At 59.0% G+C, this 22,930-nt stretch carries 18 protein-coding genes; 7 read left to right on the top strand and 11 right to left on the bottom strand.

Annotation, left to right across the window (positions count from 1 at the left end; translation table 11 throughout):
- Positions 1–32 precede the first annotated feature (32 nt).
- Entirely contained in the window at positions 33–1,433 is a 1,401-nt protein-coding gene (locus tag CRN80_RS25710) for a transglycosylase SLT domain-containing protein (protein ID WP_020301567.1), read from the bottom strand.
- Positions 1,434–1,531: 98 nt separating this feature from the next.
- Positions 1,532–2,299, bottom strand: a complete 768-nt coding sequence (gene gloB, locus CRN80_RS25705; protein WP_098951827.1) for a hydroxyacylglutathione hydrolase — start codon at positions 2,297–2,299, stop codon at positions 1,532–1,534.
- Between the two features lie 65 nt (positions 2,300–2,364).
- Between gloB and CRN80_RS25700 the strand changes: the two genes are divergently transcribed.
- The 5 genes from CRN80_RS25700 (at position 2,365) to CRN80_RS25675 (ending at position 8,041) form a co-directional block, all read left to right on the top strand.
- Positions 2,365–3,123 carry a class I SAM-dependent methyltransferase gene (locus tag CRN80_RS25700; protein WP_003190694.1) on the top strand — a complete coding sequence of 253 codons (759 nt, stop codon included), beginning with the start codon at positions 2,365–2,367 and terminating at the stop codon, positions 3,121–3,123.
- A gap of 31 nt (positions 3,124–3,154) precedes the next feature.
- Positions 3,155–3,607 (top strand): ribonuclease HI, encoded by a 453-nt coding sequence (gene rnhA / locus CRN80_RS25695; protein WP_003173571.1) that lies wholly within the window; start codon positions 3,155–3,157, stop codon positions 3,605–3,607.
- A 145-nt stretch (positions 3,608–3,752) separates the two neighbouring features.
- Complete coding sequence (gene dnaQ / locus CRN80_RS25690) at positions 3,753–4,493, top strand: DNA polymerase III subunit epsilon (RefSeq protein WP_164692278.1); 741 nt, start codon at positions 3,753–3,755, stop codon at positions 4,491–4,493.
- A gap of 702 nt (positions 4,494–5,195) precedes the next feature.
- The gene (locus tag CRN80_RS25680) at positions 5,196–7,451 is read left to right on the top strand and encodes an Orn/Lys/Arg decarboxylase N-terminal domain-containing protein (protein ID WP_047710655.1); all 2,256 of its coding nucleotides are present in this window, start codon (positions 5,196–5,198) and stop codon (positions 7,449–7,451) included.
- 8 nt (positions 7,452–7,459) lie between these two features.
- Positions 7,460–8,041, top strand: a complete 582-nt coding sequence (locus CRN80_RS25675) for a GNAT family N-acetyltransferase (protein ID WP_081089351.1) — start codon at positions 7,460–7,462, stop codon at positions 8,039–8,041.
- Positions 8,042–8,111: 70 nt separating this feature from the next.
- Here the strand turns inward: CRN80_RS25675 and CRN80_RS25670 are convergent, their stop codons facing one another.
- Positions 8,112–12,332, bottom strand: a complete 4,221-nt coding sequence (locus tag CRN80_RS25670) for a TcdA/TcdB catalytic glycosyltransferase domain-containing protein (RefSeq protein WP_098951825.1) — start codon at positions 12,330–12,332, stop codon at positions 8,112–8,114.
- Between the two features lie 142 nt (positions 12,333–12,474).
- Positions 12,475–13,380 (bottom strand): LysR substrate-binding domain-containing protein, encoded by a 906-nt coding sequence (locus CRN80_RS25665; RefSeq protein WP_098951824.1) that lies wholly within the window; start codon positions 13,378–13,380, stop codon positions 12,475–12,477.
- Between the two features lie 183 nt (positions 13,381–13,563).
- On the opposite strand from CRN80_RS25665, the gene CRN80_RS25660 reads away from it, so the two are divergent.
- Entirely contained in the window at positions 13,564–13,902 is a 339-nt protein-coding gene (locus tag CRN80_RS25660) for a hypothetical protein (protein WP_098951822.1), read from the top strand.
- Positions 13,903–13,951: 49 nt separating this feature from the next.
- On the opposite strand, the gene CRN80_RS25655 is transcribed toward CRN80_RS25660, so the two are convergent.
- The gene (locus CRN80_RS25655) at positions 13,952–14,188 is read right to left on the bottom strand and encodes a hypothetical protein (protein WP_032892208.1); all 237 of its coding nucleotides are present in this window, start codon (positions 14,186–14,188) and stop codon (positions 13,952–13,954) included.
- Between the two features lie 227 nt (positions 14,189–14,415).
- Here CRN80_RS25655 and CRN80_RS25650 point away from each other — a divergent pair, with 227 nt between their 5' ends.
- Positions 14,416–14,973: an NADPH-dependent FMN reductase gene (locus tag CRN80_RS25650; RefSeq protein WP_078467420.1), complete on the top strand. Its 558-nt coding sequence runs from the start codon at positions 14,416–14,418 to the stop codon at positions 14,971–14,973.
- 122 nt (positions 14,974–15,095) lie between these two features.
- Here CRN80_RS25650 and poxB read toward each other — a convergent pair whose 3' ends face one another.
- The 6 genes from poxB to CRN80_RS25620 all read right to left on the bottom strand — a co-directional run bounded on the left by poxB (position 15,096) and on the right by CRN80_RS25620 (position 22,928).
- Positions 15,096–16,820, bottom strand: a complete 1,725-nt coding sequence (poxB, locus tag CRN80_RS25645) for a ubiquinone-dependent pyruvate dehydrogenase (RefSeq protein WP_098951820.1) — start codon at positions 16,818–16,820, stop codon at positions 15,096–15,098.
- A gap of 136 nt (positions 16,821–16,956) precedes the next feature.
- The gene (locus CRN80_RS25640) at positions 16,957–18,090 is read right to left on the bottom strand and encodes a type VI immunity family protein (RefSeq protein WP_256588564.1); all 1,134 of its coding nucleotides are present in this window, start codon (positions 18,088–18,090) and stop codon (positions 16,957–16,959) included.
- Entirely contained in the window at positions 18,035–18,913 is an 879-nt protein-coding gene (locus CRN80_RS25635; RefSeq protein WP_098951816.1) for a VRR-NUC domain protein, read from the bottom strand. Before CRN80_RS25635 ends, CRN80_RS25640 begins: the two co-directional genes overlap by 56 nt.
- A gap of 10 nt (positions 18,914–18,923) precedes the next feature.
- Positions 18,924–20,480 (bottom strand): type VI immunity family protein, encoded by a 1,557-nt coding sequence (locus CRN80_RS25630; RefSeq protein ID WP_098951814.1) that lies wholly within the window; start codon positions 20,478–20,480, stop codon positions 18,924–18,926.
- A gap of 2 nt (positions 20,481–20,482) precedes the next feature.
- Entirely contained in the window at positions 20,483–21,361 is an 879-nt protein-coding gene (locus CRN80_RS25625) for a VRR-NUC domain protein (protein ID WP_098951812.1), read from the bottom strand.
- A gap of 10 nt (positions 21,362–21,371) precedes the next feature.
- Complete coding sequence (locus CRN80_RS25620; protein WP_032892198.1) at positions 21,372–22,928, bottom strand: type VI immunity family protein; 1,557 nt, start codon at positions 22,926–22,928, stop codon at positions 21,372–21,374.
- Between the last annotated feature and the right edge of the window lie 2 nt (positions 22,929–22,930).

Here is a 22,930-nt window from a genome sequence, read left to right as displayed (position 1 = left end):
TCCCACATGGGTTCCCCACAATGCCTGAGGCCTTAGCGCGGCCCGGAAACCACCAGCATCTGGCCTGGCTTCAATGCCTGGCCGGTACGCGGGTTCCAACGCTTGAGGTGTTGCATCTCAACGTTAAAGCGCTTGGCCACCATGTACAGCGAGTCACCTTTCTTGACCTTGTACTGCACCGGTTTTTTCGCCGCAACTTTGCGCGTGTCCTGCATCACCAAGGTCTGGCCGACCTTGAGGGCCTGGCCGTTGAGCTTGTTCCAGCGCTGCAGGTCATGCACATCGACCTTGTTGGCCTTGGCAATAAGCGTGAGGTTGTCGCCACTGCGTACCTTGTAGCTGCGAGTGCGCCCGGCAACGGCCTTGGTCTCGACTTCGTCGAACACCGGCTTTTTCGGGCGCATGCTCAGCAATTCTTCCGGCTTCATCGTCGAAAGGGTGCTGGTCAGCAGTTGGGCCTTGGAGGTCGGCACCAGCAGATGCTGGGGGCCGTCCAGGGTGGTGCGTTGCTTCAACGCCGGGTTGAGCTGGAACAGTTCGTCTTCGTCGATCTCGGCCAGCGCGGCAACCCGTGACAGGTCCATGCTTTGCTTGACTTCAACCACTTCGAAGTACGGCGTGTTGGCAATCGGGTTCAGGTTGACGCCGTAGGCTTCGGGCGCCAATACCACCTGGGACAAGGCCAGGAACTTGGGCACGTAGTCCTTGGTTTCCTGAGGCAGGGGCAGGTTCCAGTAGTCGGTGGGCAGGCCGAGTTTTTCGTTGCGCTCGATTGCCCGGCTGACCGTGCCTTCGCCGGCGTTATAAGCCGCCAGGGCCAGCAGCCAGTCGCCGTTGAACATGTCATGCAGACGCGTCAGATAGTCCAGGGCGGCCGTGGTGGACGCGGTGATGTCGCGGCGGCCGTCGTAGGCGCGGGTCTGGCGCAGGTTGAAGTAGCGCCCGGTGGAGGGAATGAACTGCCACAAGCCGACCGCATCGCTGCGCGAATAGGCCATTGGGTTGTAGGCACTTTCAATCACTGGCAGGAGCGCCAGCTCCAGGGGCATGTTGCGTTCTTCAAGGCGTTCGACGATGTAATGAATGTAGAGGCTGCCGCGTTCGCCGGCATTCTCCAGAAAGGAGGGGTTGCTGGCGAACCACAGGCGCTGTTGCTCGATGCGCGGGTTGACGCCGACACCGTCCTGCAATTGAAAGCCCCGACGCATGCGTTCCCAGACATCCTGGGGCACTTCGGGGCTAGGCTTCTCTGATAGCCAAATAGGTTTTTGCTTGATCTTGGCAGCAAGATTCGGTTTGGGTTGCACGGTGGATTGTGCAGCGTAATTGGTCGATTGGCAGCCCGCCAGAGTTGCGGAAACGGCCACCGCCACGGCTTGAGCCAGGCGGGTCAATGCGTCTGAAGAAATGGATTTACGAATAGATGACGACATTGGCTGGAAGTAAGTTCCGGGCAAAAATGTCGGGCGATTCTAGAAAGCGCTGTGGTTCCGGTCAACCATTCAGAAATTACGTATCAGATTGCATCTGGTTAGAACTTATCTTTCCAAGCCCTCAAGCTAGCAAACACCTCGGCCCCAGAGCGGTTGTCGCGGCCGTTCCGTTCGTCCGCTTTTTGTTTAACGGATGTTTCAGCGGTGCGCAAAAATGGGTTAGTAAGTTTTTCCAAGGCCAGGTTGGATGGCAGCGTCATCTCGCCACGGGCGCGGAGTTGGGCGACATTTTCCACGCGTTCGGTGATGTCGGCGTTGTGCGGCTCCACGGCTTGGGCAAACTTGAGGTTACTTTGTGTGTACTCGTGGGTGCAGTACACCTGCGTATCGGCGGGCAGCGCGGCCAGGCGTTCCAGGGAGCTGTACATCTGTTCGGGCGTGCCCTCGAAGAGGCGACCGCAGCCGGCGGCGAACAAGGTATCGCCACACAGCAGTACGCCTTGGTGGTAAAAGGCGATGTGGCCCAGGGTATGGCCTGGCACGGCGTACACGTCGAAGTCCCAGCCCAGCACGTTGATACGGTCGTTATCGTGCAAGGCCACATCCCGCGCCGGGATCTTTTCGTTGGCCGGGCCGTAGACCTTGGCGCCGGTGGCATTTTTCAGTTGCTCGACACCGCCTACATGATCATGGTGATGGTGGGTGACCAGGATGTCGCTGAGGGTCCACGCCGCATTCTGCTTGAGCCAGGCCAGCACTGGCGCGGCATCGCCGGGGTCGACCACGGCGCAGCGCTGGGTGGCGGGGTCTTGTAACAACCAGATGTAGTTGTCGGTGAAGGCGGGTAGGGCACTGATCTGTATCATTCTTCGATTCGCCAAGCTGAACACATTGGTGCATCTTAGAACGTCTAGGCGAGTTGGAGAATGCAATGACTGATAAAGCGTTCGCCCAGGCCGATCCTGAGTGGCTGGCCCTGATCAGCGCGGCCCGCGAATGGTTGTCCGGGCCGATTGGGCAGTTTTTGCTGGAAGAAGAGCGGCGCATGCTCGAAGACGAGCTGGGCCGGTTCTTTGGTGGCTACCTAGTGCACTACGGCCCGTCGGCCGACACGCCGCCCTCGGCGCCGCAGGTGCAACGCAATGTGCGCCTGGGCGCGCCGTTGCCGGGGGTGGAAATCGTCTGCGAGGAACAGGCCTGGCCCTTGAGCGAACACGCCGCCGATGTGGTGGTGTTGCAGCATGGCCTGGATTTCTGCCTGTCGCCCCACGGTTTGTTGCGCGAAGCGGCGAGCAGCGTGCGCCCTGGTGGCCATTTGCTGATTGTCGGCATCAACCCCTGGAGCAGTTGGGGCCTGCGCCGGGTGTTCGCCCATGATGGACTGCGCCAGGCGCGTTGCATCGCGCCCTCACGGGTGGGCGACTGGCTCAACCTGCTGGGCTTCGCGCTGGAGAAACGCCGCTTCGGGTGCTATCGTCCGCCGCTTGCGACCGCCAAGTGGCAGGGCCGCCTGGCCGGTTGGGAACGCCGCGCAGGGGCCTGGCAGCTGTCGGGTGGCGGCTTCTATTTGCTGGTTGCACGCAAGATCGTGGTCGGGCTGCGACCGGTGCAGCAAGTGCGCCGCGAGCCGATCGGCAAGCTCGTGCCGATGCCGTTGGCCAAGGTCAACCGCGAACAACGCGAACCGTAAAACCTCTTTTTGATTTCAGGCCGAATAACCGATGACCGATAGCGTAGAACTCTTCACCGATGGCGCCTGCAAGGGCAACCCGGGCCCAGGTGGCTGGGGCGCCTTGCTGGTGTGCAAGGGCGTGGAGAAGGAACTGTGGGGCGGCGAAGCCAATACCACCAATAACCGCATGGAACTGATGGGCGCCATTCGCGGCCTCGAAGAACTCAAGCGGCGCTGCAACGTACTGCTGGTGACCGACTCGCAATATGTGATGAAGGGCATCAACGAGTGGATGGTCAACTGGAAAAAACGCGGCTGGAAGACGGCGGCCAAGGAGCCGGTCAAGAACGCCGACCTGTGGCAATTGCTCGATGAGCAGTGCAACCGTCACGACATCACCTGGAAATGGGTACGCGGGCACATTGGCCACCCTGGCAACGAGCGCGCCGACCAGTTGGCCAACCGTGGCGTGGATGAAGTGCGCGGCTACAAGCAGAGCTGAATCAGCAGCAAGTTTGCTAAACCTTGTAAAAAACTGTTGGGTGTTCACCGGTGGCTGGGTGCCATGGGGCGCTTCGTTTACAGAGCGTGCTAATATCCCGCCCCTTGAACTGTACCGAACCGTTGAGAGCTGAACCCTGATGGCCATCCGATCTGTTGTACTCGATACCGAAACCACCGGCATGCCGGTGACCGATGGTCACCGGATCATCGAAATCGGCTGTGTCGAACTGATGGGGCGCCGCCTGACCGGCCGCCACTTCCACGTCTATCTGCAACCGGACCGTGACAGTGACGAAGGGGCGATTGGCGTCCACGGCATCACCGATGAATTCCTCAAGGGCAAGCCCCGCTTTGCCGAAGTGGCCGATGAGTTCTTCGAGTTCATCAACGGCGCCCAGTTGATCATCCATAACGCGGCGTTCGACATCGGTTTCATCAACAACGAATTTGCCCTGATGGGGCAGACCGACCGTGCGGACATCTCCCAGCACTGCACGATCCTCGATACCTTGATGATGGCCCGCGAGCGTCACCCGGGCCAACGCAACAGCCTCGATGCCTTGTGCAAGCGTTATGGCGTCGACAACTCCGGCCGTGAACTCCACGGCGCCTTGCTCGACTCCGAGATCCTCGCCGACGTTTACCTGACCATGACCGGTGGGCAGACCAGCTTGTCCCTGGCCGGTAATGCGTCCGATGGCAGCGGTTCGGCGGAGGGCTCGGGCAACCGCCCTTCGGAAATCCGCCGCTTGCCGGCTGATCGCAAGCCGACGCCGATCATCCGCGCCAGCGAGCAGGACCTGGCCGAGCATGCGGCGCGGCTGGAGGCGATTGCCAAGGCGGCGGGTGCGCCGGCGTTGTGGACGCAACTCACCCAGCAATAACAGCGTTCACCTATCTATCTGACGCCCCGCGATCCAAATGTGGGAGCTGGCTTGCCTGCGATGACTGCCTGACAGCCGACGGTAACCACGATGCGAAGCGAGCCGCTCTTGATCTGCTTTTGATCTTGATCTCAAGCGCCCCGTCAAACCACGCTGGCCGGAATTCGACAGGGATTTGGGGGGTAAACCGGCAGGGATGCCGGTTTAGCCGCCCCGCGCCATGGATGGCGCGTGGCGGCGGCCCCCCAAATCACTGGCGGATTACGGGCACACCGAGCCTAAGCGAGGTGCCGAGTGGTGGGGCAAGAGCCCTTTTGGTTACTTTTGGGGCTCTTTTCCAAAAGTGACCCGCTGTCAGAGCGGAACCCTAAGTAGCCGTTACCGCAGCAATGGATATGTACACAATCCCACTGTGTCGCCTGTCAGGCCGCCTTCGCGAGCAAGCCCGCTCCCACATTTGGATTGTGGGGTATCAGGTAGATAGGTGTCGGCTGGGAGGCCGTCATCGCAGGCAAGCCAGCTCCCACAGTTTGATTGCGGTATGGCCGGCAGGCAGGCCGTCACGGGAGCAAACTCCCTCGCCACAGGTTCAGCCCCGTACCGAAGTTATGTAGATACCTCTCGACCACCTGTGAAATCTTCATTCGCCACTTTTGCTTCCAGCTTCTACCCTTGTGCAAAGCCTCCGGAGTAAGAGTGCTCATGTATAAAGACCTGAAGTTCCCCGTTCTGATCGTGCACCGTGACATCAAGGCCGACACCGTTGCCGGTGACCGGGTTCGAGGCATCGCCAGGGAGTTGGAACAGGAGGGCTTCAGTATTTTTTCTGCGGTGGACTACGCCGAGGGGCGGCTGGTGGCCGCTACCCATCACGGTCTGGCCTGCATGTTGATCGCCGCCGAAGGCGCCGGGGAAAACACCCATCTGTTGCAAAACATGGTAGAGCTGATTCGCCTGGCGCGGCTGCGCGCACCCAACCTGCCGATCTTTGCGCTGGGCGAGCAAGTCACCCTGGAAAACGCCCCTGCCGATGCCATGAGCGAGCTCAACCAACTGCGCGGCATCCTTTACCTGTTCGAAGACACCGTGCCGTTTCTGGCGCGCCAAGTCGCCCGCGCCGCACGCACTTACCTGGATGGCCTGTTACCGCCGTTCTTCAAGGCTTTGGTGCAACACACCGCCGACTCCAATTATTCCTGGCACACCCCCGGCCATGGCGGTGGCGTGGCCTATCGAAAAAGCCCGGTGGGGCAGGCGTTTCATCAGTTCTTTGGGGAGAACACCCTGCGCTCGGACTTGTCGGTATCGGTGCCCGAACTGGGCTCGCTGCTCGATCACACCGGGCCTTTGGCCGAAGCCGAGGCCCGCGCTGCGCGTAACTTCGGCGCCGACCATACGTTCTTCGTGATCAACGGCACGTCCACTGCCAACAAGATCGTCTGGCATTCCATGGTGGGGCGCGATGACCTGGTGCTGGTGGACCGCAATTGCCACAAGTCGGTGCTGCATTCGATCATCATGACCGGCGCGATCCCTCTCTACCTGTGCCCGGAGCGCAACGAGCTGGGGATCATCGGCCCGATCCCCCTGAGCGAATTCAGCCCTGAGTCGATCCGCGCCAAGATCGACGCCAGCCCCTTGACCCGTGGGCGACCACCGAAAGTGAAATTGGCGGTGGTGACCAACTCCACCTACGACGGCCTGTGCTACAACGCCGAACTGATCAAGCAGCAGTTGGGCAGCAGTGTCGAGGTGCTGCACTTCGATGAGGCCTGGTACGCCTACGCCGCCTTTCACGAGTTCTTCGCCGGGCGCTATGGCATGGGCACCTCGCGCACGCCGGACAGCCCCTTGGTGTTCACCACCCACAGTACGCATAAATTGCTGGCCGCCTTCAGCCAGGCGTCGATGATCCACGTGCAGGACGGTGGCGCACGGCAACTGGACCGTGACCGCTTCAACGAAGCCTTCATGATGCATATCTCCACCTCGCCGCAATACAGCATCATCGCGTCGCTGGATGTGGCCTCGGCGATGATGGAAGGCCCGGCCGGGCGCTCGCTGCTTCAGGAAATGTTCGACGAGGCCTTAAGTTTTCGTCGCGCCCTGGCTAACTTGCGCCAACATATCGCGGCCGAGGACTGGTGGTTTTCCATCTGGCAACCACCCTCGGTCGCAGGCATCGACCGGGTCGCCACGGCGGATTGGCTGTTGCATCCTGGGGATGAATGGCATGGCTTTGGCGATGTGGTCGAAGACTACGTGCTGCTGGACCCGATCAAAGTCACGCTGGTGATGCCTGGCCTCAACGCAGGCGGGGCCTTGAGCGAGTGCGGGATTCCCGCCGCAGTGGTCAGCAAGTTCCTCTGGGAGCGCGGGTTGGTGGTGGAGAAAACTGGGCTGTATTCGTTCCTCGTGCTGTTTTCCATGGGCATTACCAAAGGCAAATGGAGCACCTTGCTCACCGAGCTGCTGGAGTTCAAGCGTAGCTACGATGCCAATGTCAGCCTGGCCAGTTGCTTGCCGTCGGTGTATGCCCAAGGCCCGGCGCGTTATCAAGGCCTGGGGCTGCGCGACCTTTGCGACCAGTTGCACAGCTGTTACCGTAGCAATGCCACGGCCAGGCACCTCAAGCGTATGTATACGGTATTGCCGCAAATCGCGATGAAACCTGCCGACGCCTACGATCAGTTGGTCAGGGGCGAGGTGGAGGCGGTCTCTATCGATGCCTTGGCCGGACGCATCGCCGCCGTGATGCTGGTGCCTTACCCGCCGGGCATTCCACTGATCATGCCTGGCGAACGCTTCACCGAGTCAACGCGTTCGATCATCGATTACCTGGCATTTGCCCGCACGTTCGATAGCAGTTTCCCCGGTTTTGTCGCGGATGTGCATGGGCTGCAACACGAAGATGACGGCAGTGGCCGTCGTTATACCGTCGACTGCATCAAGGGTTAAGGAAGGTTATGCAAGCTGTAATGAACCCGAAGTATCCAGGACTCAGTGTGCGAGTCGCCGACGAAGGTTTTGACGCCTATGTGTGGGGCAATGATTTCAGCTTTGAAGTCAGCGCCTATGGGGTGCCGCAAATGGGCCAGCGCGTTGACCAATGGCCAGTGGAGCGCGTGCTGCCGTACCGCAAGTGCTATGGCATCGACCCGGAGGAGTTCGCCAGTTTCCGTGACGCCGCCGACAGCTCGATCTTCATGGCGTACCTGGACGACTGTGCCGTGGGGCATATCGTGGTCAGCACCAACTGGAACGGCTTTGCCCACGTTGACGAGCTGGCCGTGGCGTTGCCGGCGCGCCGACATGGCGTGGCCAAGTCACTGCTGGACGTGGCGCAATTCTGGGCCCGCAAGAAAAACCTGCCGGGCATGATGCTCGAGACCCAGAACAACAACCTCGGCGCCTGTCGCCTGTATGAGCGCTGTGGCTATGTGATGGGCGGTATCGATCAGTTGCGTTATCGCGGGATCGACCCGCACACCCGCGAGGTCGCGATTTTCTGGTATCGGTTGTTCAAATCGGAGCGCGAGGCGGTATGAACGGCTGACGATGTTGACCCTGGCGGGGACCAGGCGGCATTTATGCCGGCCCGTCCCGCTACCTCAATGCTCAGGTGTACATCCAAGAGTGTTCGTTGCCGGTTTTGATTTTAAAATCCAAGGCGAACGGAAAGTAATGGGTTTTTACCGCGTTCATTTTGTCTCGCGTATCGCTCGGTGGGACGATGCCTTGCGCTTTATACTGCTCGTGTATGACCGCTTCTATGTTGATAGCCGGCCCGTTGCGCACCGGTTTATTATCAACCAGTGTGACTTCTTTTAATCTATCAAAACCAAGGTCATACATGTCAGGCCTGCGCGACTTCAGTATGTCGTTAAACATATCGGGGCCAACCGTCTCAAAAATTTTACGCTCGTACTCGTAGAACTCAGCATTGGGTGTCTCGCCTTGTTGAACGGTGGGACGGTGTGCGGTGAAGTAGTCTTTGTTATTAGCGAAGCGGGTGCGCATCTCACTGATAATGGTGTCGATGACAGGGTTGTCAGGTTGTGTGGCGAAGTTGCTGGTGTTGTAGAAATTTTTGTAGTCAGTGAATTCAATGGCGACGGGGCTGTTTAACAGAATGTCGTTGGGCGCCGCGCGCAATTCGGTGTCTTTGACGGTGGCGACAATGCTGTCGTCAGTGTCAAGGTAAATGCCGCCGTATTTCTTCATGATCGGATAGCGCGCCACATCCGAGGCTGCAGCAAGGTTGGTTCCCTGGCCTTGGCGGAAATAGGCATACATGTCGGATGACTTTAACTGTTGGAAAACGTCGTCTTTATGAAGGTTTCTGACCTCAATGCCTGACTTGTTGGCCTCCAGTTGATTTTTGAGTTTGACAAACGTCCTCTGGTCGTTCGCATCAACATGAACGATAGATTTATAGCCAGGCGCGCTGACCGCATTGATCCTTATGTTGTCCTGCAAGTGAGGATTCATATGGCCGCCGGCCCAGAAGTAGTGAATCTCTTTGGGAATTGGCTTGGCGTTAGGCGGGACCGTCAGAGAAATAGACGGCGCGTTAACAAAGATATGTTTGTGGGTTTTGATTTTTTTGGCGTGATTGAACTCATCGACACTACCCAGCCTCCATTTCCCCTTGCCGGTCCGCCAAAAATACATGGCGCCTGTGTTCGCCTGGCTGCCGGGACCGTGAGTATTCGACATCTCGCTTTTCCATGCGCCGACCTGCGTATCAAACGTCACCGTATGATCGCGGCCTTTGTAGTGGACGGCGTAGGGGGAAGCCCCTGTACGCGTTATCTTTACATCATCAAGGGGGACGACGAACGTGTCGTCGGATAATCGCCAATGGGTTGTAGTGGGGGCGCCTCCGGGCAAACGGTGACCGCGTGAAATCGGTTCCCAACCTGCAACGCCCACATCCTTGATTGGAAGGTCGACGCCGGTTCCAGACGGATGCCTTATAAAGCGCTGGCCCTCTTTCAGGTTGGACTCATACAGCGTGCCGTCAACCTTTACATATTCTTTATTGTTCGGGCCTATGTAGACGTTGCCTTGCAAGCCTTTGACCTGCAGCAGGTCTGCAGAGACCGTGGCCTCGTAACCCTGCAGCGACGGTGTATTGAGCACCTTGAGCTCGCCGTTGGCAGCCACCACCGAGGGTTGGAAATGCTGGAGTGGCGGCCCATAGGGCAAGCCCTTTGCTGCATCAAAGGCGTGCCAGTTGCCACCTTGGAACACCGCCCCCATTTCAAGGTCATGCCCGGCAACCCTGGCGGTACCTGTGGAAACCAGGCCATGCTGGGTACTGGCGGCTTTGAGCAGGTCGTAGCTGCCGGTGGCGCCTCTGAGCGTATTGAAGGCTTTCGTGCCCTTGGACCAGGCCCAGCGGCTGATGCCCTTGAGCAAATCGCCTGCGCCTCCCAGTGGGTTAAGCGCCTCGAGCGCGACGGTGCCGACGAACCGTGCAGTTCTGGCGACGCCTTTGACCCCAAACACGCCCTTGCTCAGCACTTTGCCGGCCTGGGCGGCTTTGCCGGCGCCCAGTGTCACCAGCCCGATCACATCCAGGCCGAGGTCCATCAAGCCGTCGCCGATATTGCCCTGCATGAAATTAACAATCGCCGACCTGAAAGGAATCATGTTGAGAAAAAACTCGCCGATGGCCTGGTTGGCGGCGCTGGTTTTATCGTATGAAGTGGTTCCGCGGGCGTGCTGGAGCAGGTCATCGCCGTGCAGGTCCAGACGTTGGGTGAGCACTTTGGCGATGTAGCGGGTGCGCTCGGAGTCGAACACCTGCGGTGTTTCAACGCGTGCCGGTGTTTCCTTGGATCGTTGGGCGTGCTCGTCTGCGAACGGGTTGAAGCGCACGGTCCTGTGCAAGGTGTTTGCGTCGCGCATATCGAGCCGGGAATAGGGCGGCGAATAAATATGCGCGAGGTAATTGTGTTTTGTAATGTTCCCGGCGCGGGTGTCGATCCGATAAATATTGACCTGCCCGTTGCGGGTGATTTTCACATCCAGCGTATGGCCTTTCTTGATCAGGGTTTTGCTCGAAAAATCGGCTTCTATGAAGTAGTCGTTGGTATGGAAAAATTCGAGCTGGCCATATTCGAAATTTTCCCGATCTTGCGGTGGTAACGTCGATATCAGGTGCTGGGTCATTCCCGCATGACCTTTTTCCAGTGCCTCCATTGCAGGTTTGTAGTGCTGGTCAAAGGCGTCTGCGACCGACAGTACGCCGCTATCGGAAAGCGCGCAGAACGCCATGATGGGGATGCGCTTGTCCTGGGTGGTCCAATGCTCGCTGTCACTGTTGTCGACCTTGGCACCCTGCATGACCACATCCAGCATCGAGTGGGTACCGGGGAAGCGCCCCGGCCGCCCTGGAACCAGTCGGGCCTTGGTCAGGTGCTTTGCCTTGAAGACGTCGTCCGGCACACCGGGAAATTTTTCCCGCAGCAATTGCATGCCCATCTCCTCACGCATCGGAATGGGGGTTGCCAGTGCCTGAGCGGTGGCCTGCAACGATTGTTGCTGAGTTCTGAAGGCGGTTTGTGTGGCGCGCATCTGCGTATCGCTGGGGGAGGTGTCCGCTTTCACGTAACCGTTGACGATTCCCCAGTTGTGCAAGGCTTCGCGATGGATCGTCTGCGTCAGCGCTGCGCCGGCATCGGTGGTCTCGGCGGCTATCAGTACCTCGCTGTAGGTCATGGTGAGTGCACGTCCCGGCGACTCGACCTCCAGCTTGGCCACGGCGATCTCCAATTGAGTCCAGGCCACGCTGGCGTAGGTCACGTTGGGCGGTATGTCCTTGACCAGATACTGCGGTGCGGTACGTGCCAGCAACAGGCGCGCTGCCAGGTCGGCCGATGCCTTGGACGCTCGACCTTCCTTGACCAGATGGCGGCTCAAGCCCTCGATCGCCACGTTGGGCGGCTGGTTCCAGAGCGCCCGTTGGCCGAGATCAAAGCCACTCACGCTGTTGCGGGCCGGTGTTCCCAGGGATTGCGGGTCCAGCCCCAGTGCAATGGCTGCCAGCAAGTAGTCATTGACGCTGGTGTTGGTTGCGATGCCGCCCAGTTGCGCTTGAAGGAACTGGCCCAGTGCTTGCGCCTTGGCCGATCCCAGCAGCATTTCCATGGCGCTGGCCGGGAATTTGAAGTCGTTGCTCGACAGGTGAGTGACAGAGCACAGGTAGCCCAGCACACCCTGTTTATCGGTCAGTGGCAGTTCCGGCAACGCGGGGTCTGGTGTGTTCAACAGGTCAATGAGGGCTTGTTGGTCGTGCGCCGACAGCGGGATCGGCCACGACAGGGCGCCACCGTAATTGCCCAGGGGAAACGTCTGCACCTGCTTGGTCGCCACTTGATAAAGCGCCAGCAACGCCTCAAGGGTCTTGGGTGCGGGCACGCCGCTGCCGCTGAGGAATGTACCTAGCTTGACCCGGCTGTTGGGCGCCAGGTTGTGTTGCCGCCAGTACCGTGAGCCCTCGCACACCGGTAGCGTGGAGGTTGCCAGATGCGTGGCGAGCCGGGCTTCGAGCGCGCCTCGTTGGCGGTCCGACACCTCGCCAGGGAAGGCGTCGTTGAGTTCCTTGAGGAGTTCGCCCAGGTTGTCTGCCAGTAGCTGCCAGTTACAGCGCTCACTGAAGGCTTGTTTAAGGGCTGCCGGGTTGTCGAGCTCGTCAGGGGCCACATCGTTGGTGGAGCCCGCCACCGGCAAGGACTGCGTCGTGGGCGCAGGCTGCAGGGGCGGTGCTTGAGTCAGGGCAGCAGGGTGCAGCAGCGGCAAGTGCGCCAGTGCATTGGGAAGTGGGAGCATGGGTATCAATCCTTGGTTGCGCTGTTCATCCGTTAGAAAGCTTGTGCTTTGTGCTGGATGAGTGCCCTGCGCACAGGATGGGGTTCCTGTCTTTTCTTTAAGGCCGTGTGTCGTGCCAGGAAGGCAAGGGCGCGGAGCCCCGTTACGGTGCTGGCGAGCCCGCCAGCAGGGCTTGGGCTTTTTGCGCGACGATTTCCAACAGCGCATTCAGCGCGGGTGTGGACGCGGCATTCTTCAACGTCAGTGCGTACAGGCTGACCGGAATGGGCGGTGATAACGGGCAGGTATCCAGCCCGGACTCCTGCGCACCGAAGGCGGTGAACGGGTCGACAATCGCCAGGCCTTCTCCGGCTTCCACCAGGCCGCGCATCATCGGGTAGGTTTGCACCCGCGTCTGCACCACGGGCAATGGTCGCAGGGCTTGCAGCTTGGCATCCAGCGAGCGGCTGAGCGGGTCATGGCCTTCCAGGCCGATCAGCGACTGGCCGGCCAAGTCCTGCAACGCAATGTATTTTTGCTTGGGCTTGAGCCAGCCATGGGGGGCCAGCAGCTGCAATTTGCCTTGGGCCAGCACCGTGCTTTGGATCTGTAGATGCTCAGGGTCATGCAGGCTCAGGCCTACATCGGCTTCATGCAACAGCAGGCTGTTGATGATCTGCCCAGTGGGTTGGCTCGACAGGTTGCACGGCATGTCCTGGAAGCGTCGACGCAGCGCGGCAATGCTCTGGGGCAGCAGTTGGTTGGCCAGCGGCGGCGTGCAGAGGGCGCGCAAGGGCGGCGCGTGGTGGTGTTTCAAACGGCTGGCAAGGCGTTGCAGCGGCTCCAGGGCTTCGTACAGAGCAGTGATTTGCGCCTGCAACTCCAAGGTTTCCCGGGTGGCTTGCAAGCGCCCGCGCACGCTGGCGAACAGCATAAAGCCCAGTTGCTGCTCCGCGTCTTTGAGGGTGGCGTCTACTTCGCCCACGGGGAGTTGCAACCACTCGGCGGCGGTGCCGAGGTGGCCGGTTTGCAAGATGGCCTGAATCACTTCGATATGACGTAAACGCATGGCCGGAGTCTATGTGCAGTGCGCAGGGGATTCAATGGCGCAGGCCTTCGTGCGTAAAAAAGACTGCCGGGGTCGTCCCAGGCTATGGCGTTCAGCCACGACCCCACTAGAATGACGAGTCTGATCAGCAACGACCCCTGCCGGTTTGCCGGTACTTAAAATAAAAAACAGGTCTGGTCTCATATGCCTCTGCCCTCGACGTTCTTCGGGGTAACGGCCAAGCAACTCCTGGTCCTGGTGACCGTGGGAGGCCTGGCGGCTTACTTCTTCAATTATCAGGATGAACCGACCCAGGACAGCCTCGCACTGGAAGCCTTTATCCGCACCCAGCAACAGGTGGACGAGCAGGTGGGCGCAGTAGTGGGGATTACCCTGGTCAGGGAGGTTGAGGCTTACCCCGCGTACAACGCGGCGGGTTACAAGCGCTCGATGTATACGGTGCAAGGGGAGCGCGGCCAGTTGCTGGTGACGCTCAAGCAAGACGAGCAGGGCATAGAGGTAACGCAGATCCGCCGCCCATGAGCGTTCCCAGCCCAGTCGCCAGGACTGAGCAGGTGAACAAGGCAAGCGTTTACGATGCCAGAGTGGTTTCGGACTCGCGCACGAGAATGGTGCCCGACTGGATCAGTTTGAATTCATCACCTTCCAGCTTTTCTACACGGTCGCCAATGGCCAGCTTGTAGGTCACGGTGGGCGTCGATCCCGCCAGGTCGCCTTGCGCCGGGTTGGATTCCTGGAACTCATGCACCGAATACACGCGGCCTTCCGCGTCTCTGGCATGAAACTGTCCAACAAGTACTGCAGCCATCTGTTTAGAACCTCTGGAGATAAACACTCGATTTGCGGTTCTGTAGACCGTCAGGGAGCGGGGTAGTTTACCTATAAGAAAAAAATACTATTCGCTGATATTTTCAGACGCTTCCTACGCAAACGCTTGCAAGGAAAACGTCGAGGGAATCCGCATAACCCTCTGGTGAACGCGCCGCGAAGCCTCTATAACTACAAGCTCCTTTATTCAGAAGTCGGGAAACCTCAATGAGCAAGGTCTACACGATTGCCGTCCTGGTGGGCAGCTTGAGAAAAGAGTCGATCAACCGCAAGGTCGCGCTGGCCCTGGCCGAACTGGCCCCTGCCAATCTCAAGTTGAACATTGTTGAAATCGGCGACTTGCCGCTCTACAACGAGGACATCGACGGTGCAACACCGCCAGCAGCCTACAGCACTTTCCGCAAACAAGTGAGTTCATCCGACGCGGTGCTGTTCGTCACCCCCGAATACAACCGCTCTGTGCCAGCTGCCTTGAAAAACGCCATCGACGTGGGCTCGCGCCCATACGGGCAAAGCGCCTGGAGCGGCAAGCCCGGGGCCATCATCAGCGTCTCGCCGGGTGCCATCGGCGGCTTTGGCGCCAACCACCATTTGCGCCAGTCCCTGGTGTTCCTGGATGTGTGGTGCATGCAGCAGCCGGAAGCCTACCTGGGCGGGGCGGGCAATGTGTTCGATGAGGCGGGGAAGGTGTCGGACAAAACCAAGCCGTTCCTGCAGGCGTTCATCGATGCCTACGGCAAGTGGGTAGAAAAACAGAAGGCTTGAAATTAGCCCGGCCCCTGTAGGAGCGAGCTTGCTCGCGAAAAACTCGAGGACAACGCGCTCATTCAGGATGTCAGCGTTGTCGTTACGATCTTCGCGAGCAAGCTCGCTCCTACAGTTGGGGGTTATCGCAGCCAGTTGGTGCGTGCCAGTTCGATAACCTCATCCCCGCGCCCGCTCATCACCGCCTTGAGCATATACAGGCTGAACCCCTTGGCCTGTTCCAGCTTGATGCTCGGCGGCATCACCAGTTCCAGAGTGGCGGTCACCACATCCACCAGTACCGGGCCATCATGGGCCAGCGCACGACGCAGGGCCGGCTCAAGGTCTTCGGATTGCTCCACCCGAATGCCCAAGATCCCCATGGCATTGGACATGGCCGCGAAGTCCGGGTTTTTCAGCTCGGTGCCAGTGTCCAGGTAACCCGCCGCCTTCATCTCCATGGCAACAAAGCCCAGGGACGAATTGTTGAACACCACCAGTTTGACCGGCAATTGCAACTGCGCCAGGGAAATGAAATCCCCCATCAACATAGTGAAACCACCGTCCCCAGACATAGAGATCACCTGCCGCCCAGGGAATGCCGCCTGCGCACCGATAGCCTGAGGCATGGCGTTGGCCATCGAGCCATGGTTGAACGAGCCGATCAGCCGGCGCTTGCCGTTCATCTTCAGATAACGCGCCGCCCACACGGTGGGTGAGCCGACATCGGCGGTGAAGATCGCATCATCATCGGCCAGCTCGCTGAGCAAGCGCGCCACGTACTGGGGATGGATCGGCCGACCAGCCTTGGACGGTTGCGCCAGGTCATCCAGGCCTTGGCGGGCTTTTTCGTAGTGCTTCAAGGAGGTTTCAAGGAAGCTGCGATCGGTCTTGCGGGTCAAACGTGGCAGCAGCGCGGCGATGGTTTCACTGACGTCGGCGGCGATGCCCAGGTCCAAGGTCGCACGGCGCCCCAGGGCTTGTGGGTTGCGGTCCACCTGGATGATCTTGGCGTCGGTGGGGTAGAACTGGCGATAGGGGAAGTCAGTGCCGAGCATGATCAAGGTGTCGCAATCGAGCATGGCGTGGTAACCGGAGCTGAAACCGATCAGGCCGGTCATGCCGACGTCGAACGGGTTATCCCACTCCACGTGCTCCTTGCCCCGCAGTGCATGCACCACCGGCGCGCCGAGGGCGTCGGCCAGCGCCACTACCTGATCGTGGGCACCGGCACAGCCGCTGCCACACAGCAGGGTAACTTTCTCGCTGCTCTGGAGCATGTCGGTGAGGCGCTGCAAGTCCTGCTCAACCGGCACGGTGCGCGGTGCGTGCAAGGCTGGCCACGGCTTGAGCTTATCTTCCACTTCCAACAGCGACACATCCCCTGGTATCACCACCACCGCCACGCCTCGGTTGAGGATCGCCGAACGCATGGCACGGTGCAGCACCTGAGGCATCTGCTCGGGGTTGCTCACCAGTTCGATAAAGTGGCTGCACTCCTTGAACAGTTCCTGGGGATGGGTTTCCTGAAAGTAATTCAGGCCCACCTCCGAGGATGGAATCTGCGCGGCAATCGCCAGCACCGGCACATGGTTGCGATGGCAGTCGAACAACCCATTGATCAAATGCAGGTTACCCGGCCCGCAACTGCCAGCGCACACCGTCAACTCGCCAGTGGCCGCCGCTTCGGCACCGGCAGCGAAGGCGGCAACCTCTTCGTGGCGCACATGCATCCACTCGATGCTGTCCATGCTGCGCAAGGCGTCGGTCAGGCCATTGAGGCTATCGCCGGTCAGCCCCCAGATACGCTTGATGCCTGCCTGTTCCAGGGTGGTCGCCAACTGCTGCGCCAAGTTGATTTTCGCCATGAGGAACTCCAATCGTCAGTGAGGTTGAAAAACTGCTGATCAGTAGGGGACAGTTCAATCACGGCGAATGCTCCGCCTTTAATGTGAAGATTGCGTCATGCTTGCACTCAGTGATGCATACCTGCATCAGCCCTGGTCAGCGGCGCAAAGATTTACGCGGGAGCTGGTGCTTGGCTGTGAGCAATCGCGATGCTGGCGTGGGCCAGTCGCTGTCGGTATCGAAACGTGCCATCCAGCGGCGGCTGTCGGCGTCGGTAAAGCGCTCGTTAGGGTCACCGTCCCATTGGCCGAAGCCCAGTAATCCCAAGTCGTCGTAACGGATGGGCTTGAGCAGCCTGTTCAAAAGCATGGGCAGTTCCGGCACGCCGAGTTCGACAGGGTACAATTCGGGCTGTTCGCCCAGCTCGATCCACTGGCCGCTGTGCAGTTCGGTGATGCTGATGCGGGGGTGAGCGATTGCGTTGCGTACCTGTTCGCGGGTCAGGTCGAGCTTTTCTCGCCAGTGATCGGAGAGCAGGAAGGCCCAAGTGGGCGGGCGGATGCCATTAGGCAATTCGTCGTCCATGCCATAGGCATACTCAATATCAAGTCCGTAGAAAGCTGGCATAAGCGCTCGCTCCCAGGTAGTCACTTCCGCCCGGGTGCCATATTCCATCGGATTGGCCATGGCGAAACCGCTATAGACCTGATGGGCCTTGAGCAGGTCAATGGTCTTGAAGACGAATTGTCGCCAGGCATCGCGATTGTCCTGCCACCATTGCCAGCGGTAATAGAAAACAACCCAGGAGTAAGCCGATTTTTTCCCGGTACCTTCGTGCCTGCTACGCCAGAAATGGCCCGATGTTGTGGGTGAACTGGCATGGTTTGCTTCGTCGGTAAACCAGAATTCGAAGTAATCGTTTGCATCGACATCCATCGCTTGCATGCGAAGGTCGAACTCCTCCTCGGGGTAAGGGTGCGGACGATCTGTGTCTTCGTGCATGGTCATGGTGTAAGGATGACCAAGCAGGCGTTCGAAGGCTTCGTGAATATCAACCATCAGCAGGGCGATATCGACTTGGTTGTCGGAGTTGGGGGGGAAGTAAAAGCTGATGAAGGGACTGACGCTGTGCGATGCGAGCTCTGTTCCGGATTCAGAGTTTGGCCACTCTTTTAATAACTCGATAAACAGATCTCTTTCTTCAACGGTAAACAGTTCATGTGTTGTGGTCATATTATTTCTTTTTCCTTGCTTGTTCATTGGGAGTGGATTTTTTTTGATCTGCTTCAAAACCCACGCAGTCTTCCGGAACCCTAAGCAACGCCACTTTTTCCTTGCCAATTTTCGCCGGATTTATTCCCGTCTCAGGTGTCATGAGGGTCACATACCTTTTCATTTGTTTTGAAACTGCCCAATCGCCCGGAAACTTGATCTCCACCGCCGCAAACACATTCTCGGTTTCAAACGGCTCTTGCCGGTACTCAACCACCACCAGATCGGTCGCCAGCAAACCCTTCGGCCGTGGCCAAAAAGGCTGCACGGCACTGCCAAACCGTTTGGGCCGCGTAATGGGCTCGCCCAGCAACGCCTTCTTGCTGTTGCCGTTGTAGTTGGGTTCGGCCTTGAGCGGGCTGCGCCACTCCAGTGCCTCGTCCACGGCTTCAAAAAACAACGAGGCGGTAAATTGCTTGAGGGCGATCTCGATGGTGGTCGGTACCGTATCGCCGGCAATTTTCTTGCGAATACGGCGCGGTACCTTGATCGGCATCTCCAGCGCGACGGTGCAGACTTGGCTGATCGCCGGGCGAAAAGGCACCATGCGTTCGATGTACTCCTTGAACGTGACGTTCTCCTGGCCTCGCCGAGAAACCGTGCTATTACCGCCGCGATCCACCACGGAAAAGGTTGAGCTCTTGACTTCAATTTCATGGGTCATTGCTTCGATAGTGGCGCGAAGGGTGTCCTTGATCTGCTTCCTGCGCTCGGCAATTTCCACCGCGAGTTGGGCCAGTTCGGCGGCGGTTCTGCTGTTTTCAAAAGCCTGGTTTGCCCGATAGGCGCGATAGGCACCGTCGATGATCCGTGCGACAGCTGGAGCTAGTGGGCCTGGCATCAGTCGACACTCATCTCTGCACCAGCCCTAACCAGCGCCAGACAACTTTTTCACCGTCCACGTGCGGCATCAGGGCGGCGTAATCGAATAGCCGCTCGGTACCGGGTTTGTAGTCACATACCCATTTCCCCGGATATGGGCAGGTTTCCCCGCTACGGGCGCGCATGCCGCTGACAGTCCATAACCAGCGTACTTTTTGGCCCTGATGTAACGGCAGCCGTTCGTTCAGCCGGACGGTGCACTCCACGCAGCGATCCGCCTCCATTTCCCAGCGACCGGCGCGGGGGGCGGCTTCGTGGCTGCAAGCGTGCCGGGCTGGCTCTGGGGGTGTCTGATCGGGATCGCGTTGCCACATTGCCAAGCTGCCACTGGACTGCTGGGGGAGCGTTGGCAGCATTTCCCCTTGCTTGAATTCGCGGCGCGAACCAGCAACGCCGGGCACAAGCCACCAGCCAGCTTTAGTGCACGTCATGCCTGCAACCACGCTAAGCGGTTGAGAGGTTTGGGCGGGGGTGGGCGGCTTTGGCTTGATCAATCGCGATGCTGGCGTGGGCCAGTCGCTGTCGGCATCGAAACGTGTCATCCAGCGGCGGCTGTCGACGTCGGTAAAGCGCTCGTTAGGGTCACCGTCCCATTGGCCGAAGCCGAGTAATCCGAGATCGTCGTAGCGAATGGGCTTCAGTAACTTGTTCAGGAGCATGGGCAGTTCGGGTACGCCGTGTTCGACGGGATAAAGCTCCGGCTGCTCACCCAGTTCGATCCATTGACCGCTGTGCAATTCGGTGATGCTGATGCGAGGATGGGCGAGTGCTTCGCGTACCTGTTCACGGGTCAGGTCGAGTTTTACGCGCCAGTGTTCGGCTAGCAGGAAGGCCCAGGTGGGCGGACGGATGCCGTTGAGTAACTCGTCACGCATCGAAAACTCGTAGTCGATATCGAGCCCGTAGAAAGCGGGCGTCAAGGCTCTTTCCCATGTGGTAATTTCTGCTCGCGTGCCATATTCCATTGGGTTAGCCATGGCTAAACCACTGTAGACCTGATGAGCCTTGAGCAGATCAATGGTCTTGAGTACGAACTGGCGCCAGGCACCGCGGTTGTCCAGCCACCATTGCCAGCGGTAATAGAATACGATTGAGGAATATTCTGTTCGCGACCCGTCGGTTCGATACCAAGTACGCCAGAAATCGCCCGATGTTGTAGGTGAGCTGGCATGGTTTGTTTCGTCGGTAAACCAGAATACGAAGTACTCGTGTGGATGGGCTTCCATGGCCTGCCTGCGAAGATCAGGCTCTTCTTGCGGATAAGCATGAGGACGATCTGTGTCTTCGTGCATGGTCATGGTGAAAGGGAAGCCAAGCAGTTTTTCGAAAGCTTCGTGGATATCCACCATCAATAGAGCTACATCGCGATGGTTATCAGGAGTAGGGGGGAAGTAGAAGCTGATGAACGGGCTGACACTATGGCGGGCGACTTCATCTTTACCCCAATCCGTGTTGGGCCATTCCTTCAGTTCTGCAATAAACTCGTCACGTTCTTCGTCGTCAAAAAGTCTATGAGTCGTGCTCATGCTTACCTCCTGTTTTTTTGGCCTTTGGACGTTGAATTGTTCTTTTCATCTATTTCAAAACAGGTGCAATCTTCCGGCACCCGCAACAGCGCAACTTTCTCTCTTCCGATTTTGTCCGGGTTGACGCCCGTTGAGGGCTTCATCAGGTTCACGTAGTCCGTTATTTGTTTTTTTACTACCCAATCTCCCGGAAACTTGATCTCCACCGCCGCGAACACATTCTCGGTTTCAAACGGCTCTTGCCGGTACTCAACCACCACCAGACCGGGCGCCAGCAAACCCTTCGGCCGTGGCCAAAAAGGCTGCACGGCACTGCCAAACCGTTTGGGCCGCGTAATGGGCTCGCCCAGCAACGCCTTCTTGCTGTTGCCGTTGTAGTTGGGTTCGGCCTTGAGCGGGCTGCGCCACTCCAGTGCCTCGTCCACGGCTTCAAAAAACAACGAGGCGGTAAATTGCTTGAGGGCGATCTCGATGGTGGTCTGTACCGTATCGCCGGCAATTTTCTTGCGGATGCGGCGCGGTACCTTGATGGGCATCTGCAGCGCAACGGTGCAGACTTGGCTGATCGCCGGGCGAAAGGGCACCTTGCGTTCGATGTATTCCTTGAACGTGATGTTCTCCTGGCCTCGCCGAGAAACCGTGCTATTACCGCCGCGATCCACCACGGCAAAGGTAGAACTCTTGACCTCGATTTCGCGGGTCATTGCTTCAATGGTGGCGCGAAGGGTGTCCTTGATCTGCTTCCTGCGTTCGGCAATTTCCACAGCAAGTTGGGCCAGTTCGGCGGCGGTTTGGGCGTTCTCAAAAGCCTGATTTGCCCGATAGGCGCGATAGGCACCGTCGATGATTCGCGCGACGGCAGGGGCTATAGGACCTGGCATCAGTCGACACTCATCTTTGCACCAGCCCTAACCAGCGCCAGACAACTTTTTCACCGTCCACGTCCGGCATCAGGGCGGCGTAATCGAATAGCCGCTCGGTACCGGGTTTGTAGTCACATACCCATTTCCCCGGATATGGGCAGGTTTCCCCGCTACGGGCGCGCATGCCGCTGACAGTCCATAACCAGCGTACTTTTTGGCCCTGATGTAACGGCAGCCGTTCGTTCAGCCGGACGGTGCACTCCACGCAGCGATCCGCCTCCATTTCCCAGCGACCGGCGCGGGGTGCGGCTTCGTGGCTGCAAGCGTGCCGGGCGGGTTCCGGGGGCGTTTGGTCGGAGTCGCGTTGCCAAAGCGTCAACCTTTCACTGGGTTGCGAGATGAGCGCGGGCAGGACTTCGCCTTGCTTGAATTCGCGACGTGAATCAGCGACCCCCGGGACAAGCCACCAGCCGGCTTGGGTGCATGGCATGCCCGCAATGATGCTCAGCGGCGCAGAGTTTTGTGCGGGAGCCGTCGGCTTGGGTGTGCCCAATCGCGATGCTGGTGTGGGCCAGTCGCTGTCGGCATCGAAGCGTGCCATCCAGCGGCGGCTGTCGGCATCGGTAAAACGTTCGTTTGGGTCACCGTCCCATTGGCCGAAGCCGAGTAATCCGAGGTCGTCGTAGCGAATGGGCTTGAGCAACTTGTTCAAGAGCATGGGCAGTTCCGGCACGCCGTGTTCGACTGGGTACAACTCGGGCTGTTCGCCCAGCTCGATCCACTGGCCGCTGTGCAGTTCGATGACGTTGATGCGGGGGTGAGCGAGTGCGCTGCGTACCTGTTCGCGGGTCAGGTCGAGCTTTTCTCGCCAGTGATCGGCGAGCAGGAAGGCCCAGGTCGGCGGTCGGATACCGCTAGGCAGTTCGTCGCGCATGCCAAAGGGGTACTCAATATCAAGCCCGTAGAAAGCCGGCGTGAGCGCTCGCTCCCAAGTGGTGACTTCCGCCCGGGTGCCATATTCCATTGGATTGGCCATGGCGAAACCGCTGTAGACCTGGTGAGCCTTGAGCAGGTCAATGGTCTTGAGGACGAACTGGCGCCAGGCATCGCGGTTGTCCAGCCACCATTGCCAGCGGTAATAGAATGAGATGGAGGAGTAATTGATTCGAGCTCCGTCAGCCTGGAACCGCCTGCGCCAGAAATGGCCTGCGGTCGTAGGGGAGGACGCATGATTCGGTTCGTCGGTGAACCAGAAAACGAAGGTCTCGCTTGGGTGAGACTCCAGGGCCTGCCTGCGAAGATCAGGCTCTTCTTCCGGATAAGCATGAGGGCGCTCTGCCTCCGGGTGTATCGTCATGGTGTAAGGGTAGCCAAGCAGTTGCTCGAAGGCTTCGTGGATATCCACCATCAGCAGGGCGATATCTCGATGGTTGTCAGGGGTAGGGGGGAAGTAGAAGCTGATGAAGGGGCTGACGCTGTGGCGGGCCACCTCATCTGTCCCCCAGTCTGTGTTGGGCCATTCTTTGAGCTCTGCAATAAACTCATCGCGTTCCTGTTCGTTAAACAGTCTATGACTCGTGCTCACGC

Origin of the sequence: Pseudomonas sp. FDAARGOS_380, assembly GCF_002591235.1 — a bacterium.
In the GTDB taxonomy this organism is placed as follows: Bacteria; Pseudomonadota; Gammaproteobacteria; order Pseudomonadales; family Pseudomonadaceae; genus Aquipseudomonas; species Aquipseudomonas salmasensis.
Note: the sequence above shows the minus strand (reverse complement) of the source record. Positions and strands in the feature narration are given on the sequence as shown.